We start from the raw sequence: 13,458 nt of genomic DNA, 5'->3' as shown, positions 1-13,458 counted from the left end.
CGAATTGATGAAGACTTGATGACAGCTAATTACTCAGCTTCAACGAAATCGTCGTTCTCTGCTTGAGCAACGATATTGCTTTCACGGCCTTCAGTGATAGCAGTTGCAACAGCGCCAGTGTAAAGCTGGATAGCACGGATTGCATCGTCGTTACCTGGGATGATGAAATCAACACCATCTGGGTTCGAGTTAGTATCAACTACTGATACTACTGGAATACCTAGGTTGTTAGCTTCGCGAATTGCAATGTGCTCGTGATCTGCATCGATAACGAAGATAGCGTCTGGAAGACCGCCCATATCTTTGATACCGCCAAGGCTCTTTTCAAGCTTTTCCATTTCACGAGTAAGCATTAACGCTTCTTTTTTAGTTAGCTTCTCGAAAGTACCGTCTTGGCTTTGAGTTTCAAGGTCTTTAAGACGCTTGATTGATTGACGAACTGTTTTCCAGTTAGTCAACATACCACCTAACCAACGGTGATTTACGTAGAACTGCTCACTTTGAAGAGCTGACTCTTTAACTGCTTCGCTTGCAGCGCGCTTAGTACCTACGAAAAGAATTTTACCTTTGTTAGAAGCAGCGTTCTGTAAGAACTTAAGTGCATCGTTGAACATTGGTACAGTTTTTTCAAGGTTGATGATATGTACACGGTTACGAGCGCCGAAGATGAAAGGCTTCATCTTTGGGTTCCAGTAACGTGCTTGGTGACCGAAGTGAACACCAGCTTGAAGCATATCGCGCATTGAAACGTTTGCCATTTTAATTTCCTCTAAGTTAGTTAGGGTTAAGCCTCCACATATCCCATAGCACCAACATGTTCAGTATTTTACTAAGACATGCACCCAAGTGTATGTGTCGATATGTGTGTGTGTTAAAATAAAATTGTGGTTGCCTTAAATACAAACATCTCTAAGATAAATTTGTAAAAAGACGGCGCGCTTTATACCATATAAAATAACAGAACTCAACAATCAGTATAAAAATTGTGCGTTGAAATAAACTTAAAATAACCGACTTGGAGTCTGAATGAGTGCAGTGATTAAAACCCCTGATGAGATCGAAAAGATGCGTATTGCTGGGCGTTTAGCAGCAGAAGTACTAGAAATGATAGAGCCTTTTGTGAAGCCAGGGGTCACAACAGACGAGCTAAATACAATTTGTCATGATTACATCATTAACGAGCAACAAGGCATTCCTGCTCCACTTAATTATCATGGTTTCCCAAAATCAATTTGTACGTCTGTTAATCACGTAATTTGTCATGGTATCCCAAATGACAAAGCGCTGAAAGACGGTGACAGTGTCAATATCGATATTACCGTTATCAAAGATGGTTACCATGGCGACACATCGAAAATGTTTCATGTAGGAACCCCAAACATTCAAGGTAAACGCCTTGCTGAAATCACACAAGAGAGTTTGTATCTCGCGATCAAAATGGTAAAACCTGGCGTGCGTTTGGGTGACCTAGGTGCTGCAATTCAAAAATACGCGGAAGGCTTTAATTACTCAATCGTTCGCGAATATTGCGGTCATGGTATTGGCGCCGAGTTCCACGAAGAACCGCAAGTCATGCATTACGGTAAAGCGGGCACTGGTGAAACATTAAAAGCAGGGATGTGTTTAACCATTGAGCCTATGGTTAATGCGGGTAAGCGTCAATGTAAAGTGCTAAAAGACAATTGGACGGTTTTAACGAAAGACCGAAGCCTTTCAGCCCAGTGGGAACACACACTACTTGTCACTGACAATGGTGTTGAGATCTTAACTCACCGCAACGATGATACGATCGACAAAATTATTGAACATCCAGCACAATAATAAATGCTTCGCTGTAAAACCTTCGCTGAGTAAAGCTCTGTCGGTGCTTTGCTCACGAAGCTAAAAACAAAGCAAAAAATGGCAATCAAGCGTTGCCCTTTGTGCTCAAGTCAGTAAGCTAAGCTCAATACCTTTGCGATGGTATTGAGCTTGAATAGACTATTCAGATCAATTTAACCCTTAGCACCCACCAAGAATAAGATGCAGGGAGCCTGTTGTGGCATTGCCTAATAAAGTAAAAACACTGCTCGATAATGCAGAGCAACTGTGTGACTTAAAAGATTGTGCTGCTTACTTTTATAAGTGGCTTAGCAATGAGTTTTCGAAACAACCCGTTCGTAACCTGATCAACTCTCGCGCAGAATTTATTGATAGACTGCTGATAAAGTTATTCAATGATACTGGCTTAGCTCGTTATCCTGAGTTAGCCCTCATTGCCGTCGGCGGCTATGGTCGAGGGGAATTACACCCTTACTCTGATATTGATTTTTTATTGCTTGTAAATGACACTCCAAATGCAACTATGACCTCTGCACTTGAACAGTTTGTCACCCTACTTTGGGATCTAAATCTAGAAATTGGTCACAGTGTACGCACGCACGAACAAGTGCTTGACCAAAAAAAACAAGATGTACACTTCACTACGAGTTTACTCGAAAGCCGTCTGATCTGTGGTAATCATGTTGAATTTGAAAGACTCAGAAGCCACATTGTGGAGACCCCTATTTGGCAATCTGCTGATTTCTTTCTCGCAAAAGTTGATGAGCAAAAAGTTCGACACAGAAAGTGCCACGGTACGGCTTACAACCTAGAGCCAAATATTAAAGAAAATCCTGGTGGATTGAGAGATGTACAAACCATTTTCTGGGTTGCTAAAAAGCACTTTCACGCCGAAACTCTTGAAGAGTTAATCAATCATGGTTATTTAACACACGAAGAATATCAAGAGCTTCTTGAGTGCTTAGAAAATTTATGGAACATTCGTTTTGCGCTGCATTTAGCAGCAGGTCGAAGTGAAAATAGGCTGCTTTTTGATTATCAACCCCATGCTGCTGAAATTCTTGGTTTTGGCTCCGAAGGGAAAGCATCGGTTGAGCGTATGATGAAGCGGTTATTCAGGATCATGAGCCGCGTTCGTGAAATGAACCAAATGCTATTATCGTATTTTGAACAGAGTATTTTACCGGATCAATTGGAGCGTACAGCTGTCTCCCTTGATGAAAATTTCGAACGAATCGGAAATAAAATAGGGGTAAAAAATCCTTCTGTTTTTTTCCGCAGGGAACAACTCTTTGTATTATTTGAACATATTGCAGAACACCCTGAAATCACAAGTGTCGAACCAAGTACCATTAGAACAATGCGTCAAGTACGCCGCAGATTGCTGGGCGACCTACAAGACTATGCGGGGTGCCGAGATGCTTTCTTACGTTTAATTAAACACCCTAACGGCATGGGAAGAGCATTCACCTTGATGCATAAGCATGGTCTAATTGCAGCCTATTTACCACAATGGCGTAATATTTTTGGCCAAATGCAGTTTGACTTATTCCATGCCTATACCGTTGATGAACATACCCATAAACTCATCAATAATATCTACCTTTACACTGAAAAAGACCGTAAAAAAGAATTCCCTATTTGCAGCGAAATTATCACGCGGATGGACAAACCTGAATTGCTCTACTTGGCAGCAATTTTTCATGACATTGCTAAAGGACGTGGTGGAGACCACTCTGAACTTGGCGCTGTTGATGCACTCGCTTTTTGTAAAGTGCACGGTTTCACCAACTCAGATGCGCGATTAGTATCTTGGTTAGTTGCCAATCATCTATTAATGTCTGTAACGGCACAACGCAAAGATATCAATGACCCTGATGTGATTGCTGAGTTCGCTTCAATTGTAAAGAATGAGCGCCAGCTCGATTACTTATATTGCTTAACGGTTGCTGATATTCGCGCAACCAATGATAACCTCTGGAATGATTGGAAAAACACCTTACTCCGTGAGCTTTATTTACACTCTCAGCACGCTCTAAGGCTAGGTCTTGAAAACCCAATGGATATGCGGGATCAAATTCGAGATAAAAAGAAACAAGCAAAACAAAGACTCATTAATTTAGAATATGAGGAAGAAAAAATAGACCTTATTTGGTCTCGATTTAAAGCAAACTATTTTACCGCCTTCAGTGAACAACAAATCTCTTGGCACAGTGAGCATTTACTAAAAACCAACGATCTAAATGCATCTTGTGTTGTGGTAGGTGAAAAAGCGATGCATGGTGGTACACAGGTTTTTGTTTACAGTCCATACAATGCCAATTTATTTGCAAAATTACTTACCGTTATTGGCTCTAAGAAAGCACAAATACAACACGCTCAGGTCATGACGACCAAAGATAATTCTGTCGTGTACAATTTTGTTATATTAGAAGTCAGTGGTGACCCTATGAGCGGGAGCCGTGCGAACTCTATACGCCGTGGCTTAGAAGCAATATTAAAAGATCCAAAGAAAAAAATTCGGACTAAAAAGAACCGTTCTCATCGATTCAAAGACTTTAATATTAAACCAAAAGTCATTGTACGCCCCCACGCCCGAGTAAACCGTAATCTCATTGAAATTCAGGCCATAGATATACCTGGCCTACTGACAAAAATAGCTGAGGTTTTTCAAGCTAATTCATTACATATTCACGCGGCAAGAATTACAACGGTAGGGGAACGAGCCGAAGATTTCTTTGTAATATCAAACGCAGACTATCAAGCTCTTGCAGAAGAGCACAAAGCAGCATTACATCGTGACTTGATGAAAAAATTAAATGCAGAAACAGAGTAAAGAGGAAACTATGTCTGATTTAAAAAGTATTATTGAGCAAGCTTGGGAACAAAGAGACGGGATCTCACCAAGCCAAGTTTCAGAAGAAGTGTACAACGCAATAATCCAATCTTTGGGCTTATTGGATTCAGGCGCAGCAAGAGTTGCTGAAAAAATAAGTGGTGAATGGGTTGTTCACCAGTGGTTAAAAAAAGCCGTATTGTTGTCATTTAGAATTCGTGACAACCAGCCTATGAATGACGGTGTGAATCAATTCTACGACAAAGTACCGTTAAAGTTCAGCGATTATACCCCCGAGCAATTTCGCCAAGGTGGCATGCGTGTTGTACCAAACGCAGTAGCTCGTCAAGGCAGCTTTGTTGGCAAAAATGTGGTACTCATGCCTTCATATGTCAACATTGGCGCGTATGTCGATGAAGGCACTATGGTCGATACATGGGCTACTGTTGGCTCATGTGCGCAAATAGGTAAAAATGTACATCTATCCGGCGGCGTTGGCATCGGCGGGGTATTAGAGCCTTTACAAGCGAATCCAACGATCATTGAAGACAACTGCTTCATTGGTGCACGTTCAGAAATCGTTGAAGGTGTGATTGTTGAAGAAGGTGCGGTCATTTCAATGGGTGTATACATTTCTCAAAGTACCCGCATTTATGACCGTGAAACAGGCGAAGTGCATTACGGACGCGTACCAGCGGGCGCCGTTGTAGTTCCAGGCTCTCTACCGAGTAAAGATGGTTCCCATAGCTTATATGCAGCAATCATCGTTAAGAAAGTAGACCAACAAACGCGTGAAAAAGTCGGGATTAATGCACTATTACGCTCAATAGACGACTGATCAACAGCTCGTCTGGCATAAGCCAAAAAAAAGCGCTTGATGAAGTATTTCTTTATTTGAATACTTCACATAGCGCTTTTTAAAATAACCTAAGAGATGGATTATTCAAAAATTATAATGCGGCAAATACATCATCTGTTTTCGCAGCACACACAAAATCATTTTTGTGTAACCCTTTTATAGAATGGCTCCACCAAGTGACGGTCACTTTGCCCCACTCAGTCAATAAGCCAGGGTGATGACCTTCATCTTCGGCCATTGCGCCAACCTTATTCGTAAATTCTAATGCGAGTTTGAAGTTTTTAAATTTAAAAACTCTCTCTAACTGCATGATCCCATCACGTACTTCAGGTACCCAATCAGGGATCTGTTTTATTAATACTGCTAACTCTTCATCTGACACTTTAGGCGCATCAGCACGACACGCTTCACATTTTTGTGCACTTAAATCAGACATTTAAAATCCTTAACTTGCTAGTTTTTGTTTCGGTGGAAATTTTGGCTCAAATAAGCCTAACTCTTTTGCCTTGGCAACCAATGACATAATATCCATCTGTGAAATATCAAACAGATCATTGATAGAATTAATCGTGTAATAAATTGGCTGCATTATATCAATGCGATACGGCGTACGTAACACATCACTCACATCCAGAGGTTGAATTTCTGGCGTACCAGAGTAAACATATTGTGTTTCACCTGGGCTTGATAGCACCCCACCACCATATATACGTAGGCCATCTTTCGTTTGCATTAGCCCAAACTCAACAGTAAACCAATATAACCGCGCTAAATACCCACGATCTTTCTTTTCTGCTGCGTAACCCAACTGACCATATTTATGTGTAAACTCGGCAAATGCAGGGTTAGTTAACATTGCACAATGACCAAAAATTTCATGGAACACATCTGGTTCTTGTAAATAATCAAACTCTTCTCGTGAACGTATAAACGTTGCAACTGGAAACTGCTTATTTGCAAGCAAACGGAAGAATTCATCAAAATCAATGAGCGCAGGTACTGGCGCAACTTGCCAGCCAGTCTCTTGACCTAACACTTCGTTAAGTTCTGACAATTGTGGAATACGATCATGTGGTAGGTTTATTTTTTTTAGTCCGTCCATGTATTCATCACAGGCTTTGCCTTCGATGCATTGCAGCTGACGTGCTACTAGTTCAGACCAAATTTTATTCTCTTCGTCACTCCATGCAATCACACCATTTTCATCGGGTTGCTTAGAAGTATATTTGCTCGATTTAGCCATAGAAACCTTCATTGTTACCTATCACGGCCATCTAAGGCCGCGCTTTAACTTGTGACAACGATACTATGTAAAAGTAAGCAAAAGTTTAATAGCAACGGCGTATAACGCCATTGCTAGATATGCGTATTTTGTAATGAATTAATTACACAGGTGTACACAAATAAATACAGCGCTCAATCTAAAGCTATAAACAAACACCTAGAGTAAACTTACATTTACGCTAAAAAGCGTTAAAAGCGAGTTCGAGATCAGCAATAATATCTTCTACATCCTCCAAACCAATCGATATACGGATCAAACCATCCGAAATACCCGCTGCTTGTCGTTCTTCTGGGGTGTAAGGTGAATGCGTCATAGATGCTGGGTGCTGAATTAATGTTTCAGGGTCACCTAAACTTACAGCTAACGTGCAAAGCTCTGTGGCATTGATAAATGATTCTCCATCCGCTAAAGAACCTACTATTTCAAAAGCAATAACGCCACCAGCCCCTTTCATTTGTTCGCCTAAATACTTATACCCAGGATGAGAAGGCAATCCAGGATAAAATACTTGGCTCACTTTATTATGCTTCTCAAGAAATTCAGCCACTTTTTGCGCGCTTTCACAGTGGCGTGCCATACGGACAGCCAGTGTTTTCAGACCACGGTTAATCAGCCATGCGTCATGTGGACTGATTGTTGCGCCAATATCTTTGAGTACCGTCAACTTAATCACTTCTATATGTTCTTGCGAACCACACACCACACCAGCGACAACATCTCCATGCCCATTCAAATATTTTGTTGCACTGTGAATGACAATATCAATACCGAAGTCTTTAGGCTTTTGTAACAATGGGGTCAAGAATGTATTATCAATAACGCTGATTAAATTATGCTGCTTAGCAAATTGCCCTATCATCGCTAAATCTAGTACTGTCATATTTGGATTAATTGGCGTTTCTGCAAACAACATCTTACTATTTGGCTGAATCGCGGCCTGTAACTGCGCTTCATCTGTCATGTCGACGAACGTAACGTCAATACCAAACTTAGGTAACATATGCGAAAAAAGAGCAAAACTACAACCGTATAACGCATTTGACGCAATGAGATGATCGCCATGCTCTAAAAAGCTCAAAACTGATGCCGATACCGCGCCCATTCCGGTCGCCGTTGCTGCGGCACTTTCCATACTTTCTAGTGCTGCTACTTTTTGCTCTAGCTCTGTCGTAGTTGGGTTACCTAAACGCGTGTAAATGTAACCGGCCTCTTCCCCAGCAAAACGAGCAGCTCCCTGTGCTGCATCTTTGAATTTGAAGGTTGATGTTTGATACAAAGGTGCCGTCAATGCACCATGTGGGTCGTCAAAGTGGGTTGGTCCATGAATACATTGCGTGTTGTCATGATACTTCTTCATAAAATTGCCTGTTAAGTTGTTATTCTTGAATTTATTTACCTAATAAATAAATCAGTGAATAAAAATTCACAAGCACGCCAGATGGTAAGATGGCTAGCTGAGCAAGATTAACTTCAACAGTTTGTATACAATTGTTGTCACTCTTTGCTGGCAGGCTTATTGTCTCCCTTACTTAACAGCGTTGTAAATACTGTTTCTATTGTCGACTTTAATAGCCTTGGTTTCTGCTCTAGTTGTGGCAGTGGCCGGCATATTTCCATAGCCTTGTACCCTAACCGAGCTGTAAATACCCCTGCACTTAAGCCTTGTGCTGCGCGAGCTGACAATTTCGTCAATAACTCAGCTCCAAGGCTTGTCGACGCTAAATCCGATACAAGCTCCGCAGCGCCAGCAAAAACCATTTGCTTAAGTAACAATCTATACAAAGTGATCCGACTTCTATAACCTAACGGAATACCGTAATGCTGACTCAGCTTTTCAACTAAATGAACTCCGCGCCACAATACCGCCAACATATCTAACAATGCCATTGGACTTAACGCTACCAGCATTGCACTTGTCGTCGCATGTGTATTAATTAACGCTTTAGCTTGTTCATCTTGGCTTTTCAGTAATGTATTTTGATAAAGCTGTAACACCTCTTTATCAGTATGGTGTGACTTAATACTTGCTTTAAACTCAAGGACTTCATCGGGTGTATGTAAAGTCAGCAGCGGCGCCAACCATTGTTGCGCTTCTCCAATTTGAGTGCTATTTAAAAGCCGTAAAGCATCACTTTGTGTACTGGTGCGATTGGAGAGTAATCGCAGTGCGCGATACTCTCCAATTGTAAAGCGCAACACAACGATTAAAGCTAGCAGCAAAACTACTATGTACACACCGCCCAAAAACCATGAACGTTGAATTGCGTCCACAATGCTGTAAACACTTTCAATAACAATCAAAATCATTAAACCGATAAACAGCAATCGCTTAATACTCACTCCTGACGATTTAGGCTTGAGTGTTTGATCTAACGCTGATTCGGCTTCATCAACTTGTGTGATCTCTACTGATGTGGCTTGTACAATACGCTTACCCGCGAGCAGTGAGTCATCATTCAATTGCTCTGACTGCTGAACCTTGTCTATTTTAATGCGCCGCCCTGCACGCAACTCGTTTTGCTCCGTCATCGTAACTTATCTCCGAGTAAAAATTGCAGTACATGATCTAAACGAACATGGCTTAAGTTTCCACACTTTGCAGGCAAAGGGGCAAAAGAAAGAAAATCAAAACCCTGCTCAGGCCACTGCTCTTTGCTCAAACAATGAGTGGGAGGTTGAGGTGGCAAAAATGTAATTTGGTGGGGCTCATCAATTGGCTTTCCCACAATACAATTAAGGGTTTTTCCTGATTCAACAACTTGAGTTTGCTGCGTACTTTGTACTGCAGAAACAGCCATTGTGTCTATTTCTACACCCGCAAAGCGTAAGTCATTACTTTTCTCATGGACCATACTATGCAACAATTTCGCAAGCTGTGGTTGCTGCTCATAGCTGACATGGTCACACTTATTCGCCGCAAATAAAACTTTGTCAATTTTTGGGTAGAACAGTCGTTTCAACATATTTGATTTTCCATAATCAAAAACATCCACAATGTTACGTAATGCCTGCTCTTGCTCTCGCAAAGTATCTGGACCATCAGCTAAAGCACTTAATATATCAACTAACACTATTTGCCTATCGAATTGGCAAAAGTGCTGCTTATAAAAAGGGCCAATAACCTGCTGCTTGTATGCATTAAAACGCGCTTCCAAATGCATATACTGAGTCTCATCACTCACTGTCATTACCCCATCACATGGAAAAAACAACAGTATCGGCGCGCCCGCTAAATCGCCGGGAATGAGCATTCTTCCTGGTTGTAACTGAGCAACCTTTGTGTGCTGTTTCAAACTTAAAAGTAGCCTTTGATATTGCTCAGACAATTTTTTCAATATCGTTTCATCAACAACCGCATCACTATCGAAAGTGCCCACAGCCGTTAAAAACTCTTTTGCATAATCAATATATTGAGGTTGCTTTAATAATGTCAGCACCTCCTTACTCCAAGTTTGATAATTTTGATTTAACATCGGTAAATCAACCAACCATTCTCCAGGGTAATCAATTAATTCAAGATAAACCGTACTTATAGGTGAAAGGTGCTGCTTAAGCGCGTTACGTGTTTCAAACTTCAATGCAAGTGTCAATGTGTTAATACGCTGAGTAGAGGAAGGCCAGCTAGGTGGGTTTGCCAATAAAGAGTTCACTGCACAGTTATAATCAAATGTGGGAATATCTAACGCGCGTTGCGGAATCGCCTTAACGGCAATCAGTCTTTGCTCTCTAGCAACATCGAAAAAAGGCAGGTTTTGCTTGTCTGCTTGGGTTGTTAAATGTTTTATCAATGCCGTGATAAATGCCGTTTTTCCACTTCCACTAAATCCAGTGACAGCTAACTTAATGTGTTGATCTAAACTTCTGTGCAGGGTTTTTTGTGCTTTATTTTTAAGTTTCTCAAAAGTATCTTTACTGAAGCGTCTGGTGTTCATAAATTAAGTGTTACTCCTGAACAACGTAGTTACAGAACCAAAGTAAGCCGTGGCGTATTAAACGCCACATCACGTGCGATAAACTATAACTTATTAATTTCTCGACTGACCGTAAATTCGCTAGAGGTAACGTATGTTTCCATGCATTGAACTCGATCGTCTAAACGATTTAATCGCTCTTTTAGATCAAATAATGCCTGCCTTGGTGGCTCTCCTTTTTGCCAAACTTTAAATTTGACTGCAATTGGATCTGCATCTTTATGTGTTGAAGGGCTCGTCACATAATCACTTTTTTTATCTAAAATGAACCAACAAGCAATGTATACAACAACAAATAATGGGCCACCAGATAGCAACACTGCAGTAATGAACAAGATGCGTACTAACCATAACTCCATGTTAAAGTAATCACTGAGCCCCGCACAAACGCCTGCCAGCTTTCCTCGTTTTGGATCTCTATAAAGTTCTCGCTTTATGTTGCTCATATTTTACGTCTCCACTCGGGCGCCTCTTGATCAAGGATTGCTTCTAGTGTTTCCACACGCTCTGCCATCTTTTCAGCTTTACTTGCAAGTTCAAGCAACTGGCGATGTTCATGTTCGCTTAACCCCTGACTCACCTGTTTCTTACTGCGATAGTGAAGTACAAGCCATAATGGCGCCACTACCAGCATAAAAATAATAATTGGTGCTACTAATACTTCAAGATCCATAACTCGATACTCCTGCGACTTATTTGTTCTATGTTATTCGCACCGACAGCTTGGTCAGTCGATGCGTTTTATCTCAATTATTTACCAGCAAGTTTTTTCTTAAGTTCAGCTAACTCATCATCAACTTGTTCGTTTTTTTGCAAATCAGCAATCTCGTCAGCCAGGTTCTTTTTACCTAAGTCATACGACTCTACTTGTGACTCTAGACCATCAATTTTAGACTCGTAACGCTCGAAACGATTTAAAGCATCTTCTACTTTCGAACTATCTAGCGCTTTTTTCACTTCTAAACGAGACTCTGCTGAGCGTTGACGAAGTACAATGGCTTTTTGACGTGCTTTAGCATCAGCCAGTTTATCTTGTAGCGTCGCCACTTCTTGTTGCAGTTTCTCTATATGTGACTCAACGTGCTCTAACTCATTTTGAACACTTGCAGCCGCATCAGCAGACTTCTGCTTTTCCAGTAAAGCTGAGCGAGCTAAATCTTCTCTACCCTTAGTGAGCGCCAATTCAGCTTTACTTTGCCACTGTTCAACTTCTTCATTTAACTGCCCAACACGACGTGTTAACTCTTTCTTCTCTGCTAACGTTTTAGCTGAAGTTGAACGCACTTCAACCAACGTATCTTCCATTTCTTGGATAATAAGACGAACCATTTTTTCAGGGTCTTCAGCTTTATCTAAAATAGCATTGATATTAGAGTTAACGATATCTGCAAAACGTGAGAAAATTCCCATAATCTTTACCTCTTTAGTTTCTAAATTTAAGTTGCTTACATTACTAGTATCAATTAACTTGCCAACTTTTTTAAAAATAAAAGCTTATAAATATCAATAAATTAAATCATATCAGAAAAAACTTTAGTTCGCAGTAATTATCAAATACACTAACACTTAGCAAAAATAACTAAGAGTTAGCCAATATGAGCCAATTTCGCCAACAAGACAATTTACTCGGTCAATCAGACAGCTTTTTAACTGTGTTAGATAAGGTGTCACAACTGGCCCCTCTAGAGAAGCCGGTGTTAATTATTGGTGAGCGAGGCACAGGTAAAGAGCTCATCGCCGCTCGGCTACACTTCCTTTCTGAAAGGTGGGAGCAAAATTACGTTAAACTAAATTGCGCGGCGTTAAATGAAAATTTATTAGAGAGTGAACTATTCGGCCACGAAAGTGGCGCGTTTACTGGCGCAAGCAAGCGTCATGAAGGGCGGTTTGAACGAGCAAACGGTGGCACTCTTTTTCTTGATGAACTCGCCAATACATCCGCAATGGTGCAAGAGAAACTCCTACGTGTCATTGAATACGGCGAATTTGAGCGTGTCGGCGGCAAAAGTACAGTCAAAGTCGATACACGCTTGGTCTGTGCAACCAATGAAGACTTACCTTCACTCGCTGACAATGGCGAATTTAGGCATGATCTACTCGACCGCTTAGCATTTGACGTGATCACTTTACCTCCGTTACGCGCACGCCAAGAAGATATCATGCTCTTGGCCGAGCAGTTTGCCATCAATATGGCTAGAGACTTAAACTGGTCTTTATTTAGTGGCTTTACTCGCAAAGCAACTGATGCGCTAATGAGCTATGACTGGCCCGGCAATATCCGAGAGCTCAAAAATACGGTTGAACGTAGCCTATATAGGCATGGCAGCGAACAACTGCCAGTACACGAAATTATCCTCAACCCGTTTGAAAGCCCTTTTAGACCAACACAACGTGTGAAAGCCCCTACTATTAGTGCGCCTATTGCCGAGCACGCTGCAATAAAAGAACCGGCTACGTCTCCCCTTACAAATATCGCACCCAAGCAAAATGTAGCATTCCCATGTGATCTAAAAGAGCTGTCGAATGAGTTTGAAATTGAATTATTACAACAAGCGCTAGAACATAGCCAATTTAATCAAAAGAAAACTGCACAAATGCTCGGATTAACGTATCATCAACTACGTGGTTATTTGAAAAAATACAACCTGTTAGAGTCAGGTCAAAAACAAGAGGCGTAAGGCGTGCG

Annotated in this window: 13 protein-coding genes; 4 read left to right on the top strand and 9 right to left on the bottom strand. The window is 41.1% G+C overall.

Features of this window, described 5'->3' with window-relative positions; all coding sequences use genetic code 11:
- Window positions 1-29: 29 nt before the first annotated feature.
- Complete coding sequence (gene rpsB, locus J8L98_RS04745) at window positions 30-758, bottom strand: 30S ribosomal protein S2 (RefSeq protein ID WP_010361623.1); 729 nt, start codon at window positions 756-758, stop codon at window positions 30-32.
- 268 nt (window positions 759-1,026) lie between these two features.
- On the opposite strand from rpsB, the gene map reads away from it, so the two are divergent.
- The 3 genes from map to dapD all read left to right on the top strand — a co-directional run bounded on the left by map (window position 1,027) and on the right by dapD (window position 5,495).
- Window positions 1,027-1,821 (top strand): type I methionyl aminopeptidase, encoded by a 795-nt coding sequence (gene map / locus J8L98_RS04740; RefSeq protein WP_210995519.1) that lies wholly within the window; start codon window positions 1,027-1,029, stop codon window positions 1,819-1,821.
- Window positions 1,822-2,038: 217 nt separating this feature from the next.
- Window positions 2,039-4,657: a [protein-PII] uridylyltransferase gene (gene glnD / locus J8L98_RS04735; RefSeq protein WP_210995518.1), complete on the top strand. Its 2,619-nt coding sequence runs from the start codon at window positions 2,039-2,041 to the stop codon at window positions 4,655-4,657.
- Window positions 4,658-4,667: 10 nt separating this feature from the next.
- A complete protein-coding gene (dapD, locus tag J8L98_RS04730; protein WP_210995517.1) occupies window positions 4,668-5,495 on the top strand; it encodes a 2,3,4,5-tetrahydropyridine-2,6-dicarboxylate N-succinyltransferase in 828 nt (275 codons plus the stop codon).
- 112 nt (window positions 5,496-5,607) lie between these two features.
- On the opposite strand, the gene J8L98_RS04725 is transcribed toward dapD, so the two are convergent.
- From J8L98_RS04725 to pspA, 8 genes are all read right to left on the bottom strand, one after another.
- The gene (locus J8L98_RS04725) at window positions 5,608-5,952 is read right to left on the bottom strand and encodes a 4a-hydroxytetrahydrobiopterin dehydratase (protein WP_010361619.1); all 345 of its coding nucleotides are present in this window, start codon (window positions 5,950-5,952) and stop codon (window positions 5,608-5,610) included.
- Window positions 5,953-5,961: 9 nt separating this feature from the next.
- On the bottom strand, window positions 5,962-6,759 hold the full coding sequence (gene phhA / locus J8L98_RS04720; RefSeq protein ID WP_192508274.1) for a phenylalanine 4-monooxygenase: 798 nt from the start codon (window positions 6,757-6,759) through the stop codon (window positions 5,962-5,964).
- Between the two features lie 220 nt (window positions 6,760-6,979).
- A complete protein-coding gene (locus tag J8L98_RS04715; RefSeq protein WP_210995516.1) occupies window positions 6,980-8,158 on the bottom strand; it encodes an aminotransferase class V-fold PLP-dependent enzyme in 1,179 nt (392 codons plus the stop codon).
- A 137-nt stretch (window positions 8,159-8,295) separates the two neighbouring features.
- Window positions 8,296-9,330, bottom strand: coding sequence for a TIGR01620 family protein (locus J8L98_RS04710; RefSeq protein WP_210995515.1), 1,035 nt, complete (start codon window positions 9,328-9,330; stop codon window positions 8,296-8,298).
- Entirely contained in the window at window positions 9,327-10,733 is a 1,407-nt protein-coding gene (locus tag J8L98_RS04705) for a YcjX family protein (protein ID WP_210995514.1), read from the bottom strand. Before J8L98_RS04705 ends, J8L98_RS04710 begins: the two co-directional genes overlap by 4 nt.
- A gap of 83 nt (window positions 10,734-10,816) precedes the next feature.
- Window positions 10,817-11,218, bottom strand: coding sequence for an envelope stress response membrane protein PspC (pspC, locus tag J8L98_RS04700; protein ID WP_210995513.1), 402 nt, complete (start codon window positions 11,216-11,218; stop codon window positions 10,817-10,819).
- Entirely contained in the window at window positions 11,215-11,445 is a 231-nt protein-coding gene (pspB, locus tag J8L98_RS04695; protein WP_192508279.1) for an envelope stress response membrane protein PspB, read from the bottom strand. The genes pspC and pspB overlap by 4 nt, the downstream gene beginning before the upstream one ends.
- 77 nt (window positions 11,446-11,522) lie before the next feature.
- The gene (pspA, locus tag J8L98_RS04690; RefSeq protein WP_210995512.1) at window positions 11,523-12,182 is read right to left on the bottom strand and encodes a phage shock protein PspA; all 660 of its coding nucleotides are present in this window, start codon (window positions 12,180-12,182) and stop codon (window positions 11,523-11,525) included.
- Between the two features lie 185 nt (window positions 12,183-12,367).
- On the opposite strand from pspA, the gene pspF reads away from it, so the two are divergent.
- The gene (pspF, locus tag J8L98_RS04685) at window positions 12,368-13,450 is read left to right on the top strand and encodes a phage shock protein operon transcriptional activator (protein WP_210995511.1); all 1,083 of its coding nucleotides are present in this window, start codon (window positions 12,368-12,370) and stop codon (window positions 13,448-13,450) included.
- The last annotated feature ends 8 nt before the right edge of the window (window positions 13,451-13,458 follow it).

It is taken from the genome of Pseudoalteromonas sp. MMG013, from assembly GCF_018100885.1.
GTDB classification, from domain to species: Bacteria; Pseudomonadota; Gammaproteobacteria; order Enterobacterales; family Alteromonadaceae; genus Pseudoalteromonas; species Pseudoalteromonas aurantia.
This window is presented reverse-complemented; position numbering and strand designations above follow the sequence as displayed.

Bases quoted from the DNA above. Each gene is read 5' to 3' on its own strand.
- J8L98_RS04705 (WP_210995514.1), bottom strand. From the start codon at position 10,733: ATGAACACCAGACGCTTCAGTAAAGATACTTTTGAGAAACTTAAAAAT.
- pspC (WP_210995513.1), bottom strand. From the start codon at position 11,218: ATGAGCAACATAAAGCGAGAACTTTATAGAGATCCAAAACGAGGAAAG.
- phhA (WP_192508274.1), bottom strand. From the start codon at position 6,759: ATGGCTAAATCGAGCAAATATACTTCTAAGCAACCCGATGAAAATGGT.
- rpsB (WP_010361623.1), bottom strand. From the start codon at position 758: ATGGCAAACGTTTCAATGCGCGATATGCTTCAAGCTGGTGTTCACTTC.
- pspF (WP_210995511.1), top strand. From the start codon at position 12,368: ATGAGCCAATTTCGCCAACAAGACAATTTACTCGGTCAATCAGACAGC.
- J8L98_RS04710 (WP_210995515.1), bottom strand. From the start codon at position 9,330: ATGACGGAGCAAAACGAGTTGCGTGCAGGGCGGCGCATTAAAATAGAC.
- pspA (WP_210995512.1), bottom strand. From the start codon at position 12,182: ATGGGAATTTTCTCACGTTTTGCAGATATCGTTAACTCTAATATCAAT.
- J8L98_RS04715 (WP_210995516.1), bottom strand. From the start codon at position 8,158: ATGAAGAAGTATCATGACAACACGCAATGTATTCATGGACCAACCCAC.
- J8L98_RS04725 (WP_010361619.1), bottom strand. From the start codon at position 5,952: ATGTCTGATTTAAGTGCACAAAAATGTGAAGCGTGTCGTGCTGATGCG.
- map (WP_210995519.1), top strand. From the start codon at position 1,027: ATGAGTGCAGTGATTAAAACCCCTGATGAGATCGAAAAGATGCGTATT.
- pspB (WP_192508279.1), bottom strand. From the start codon at position 11,445: ATGGATCTTGAAGTATTAGTAGCACCAATTATTATTTTTATGCTGGTA.
- dapD (WP_210995517.1), top strand. From the start codon at position 4,668: ATGTCTGATTTAAAAAGTATTATTGAGCAAGCTTGGGAACAAAGAGAC.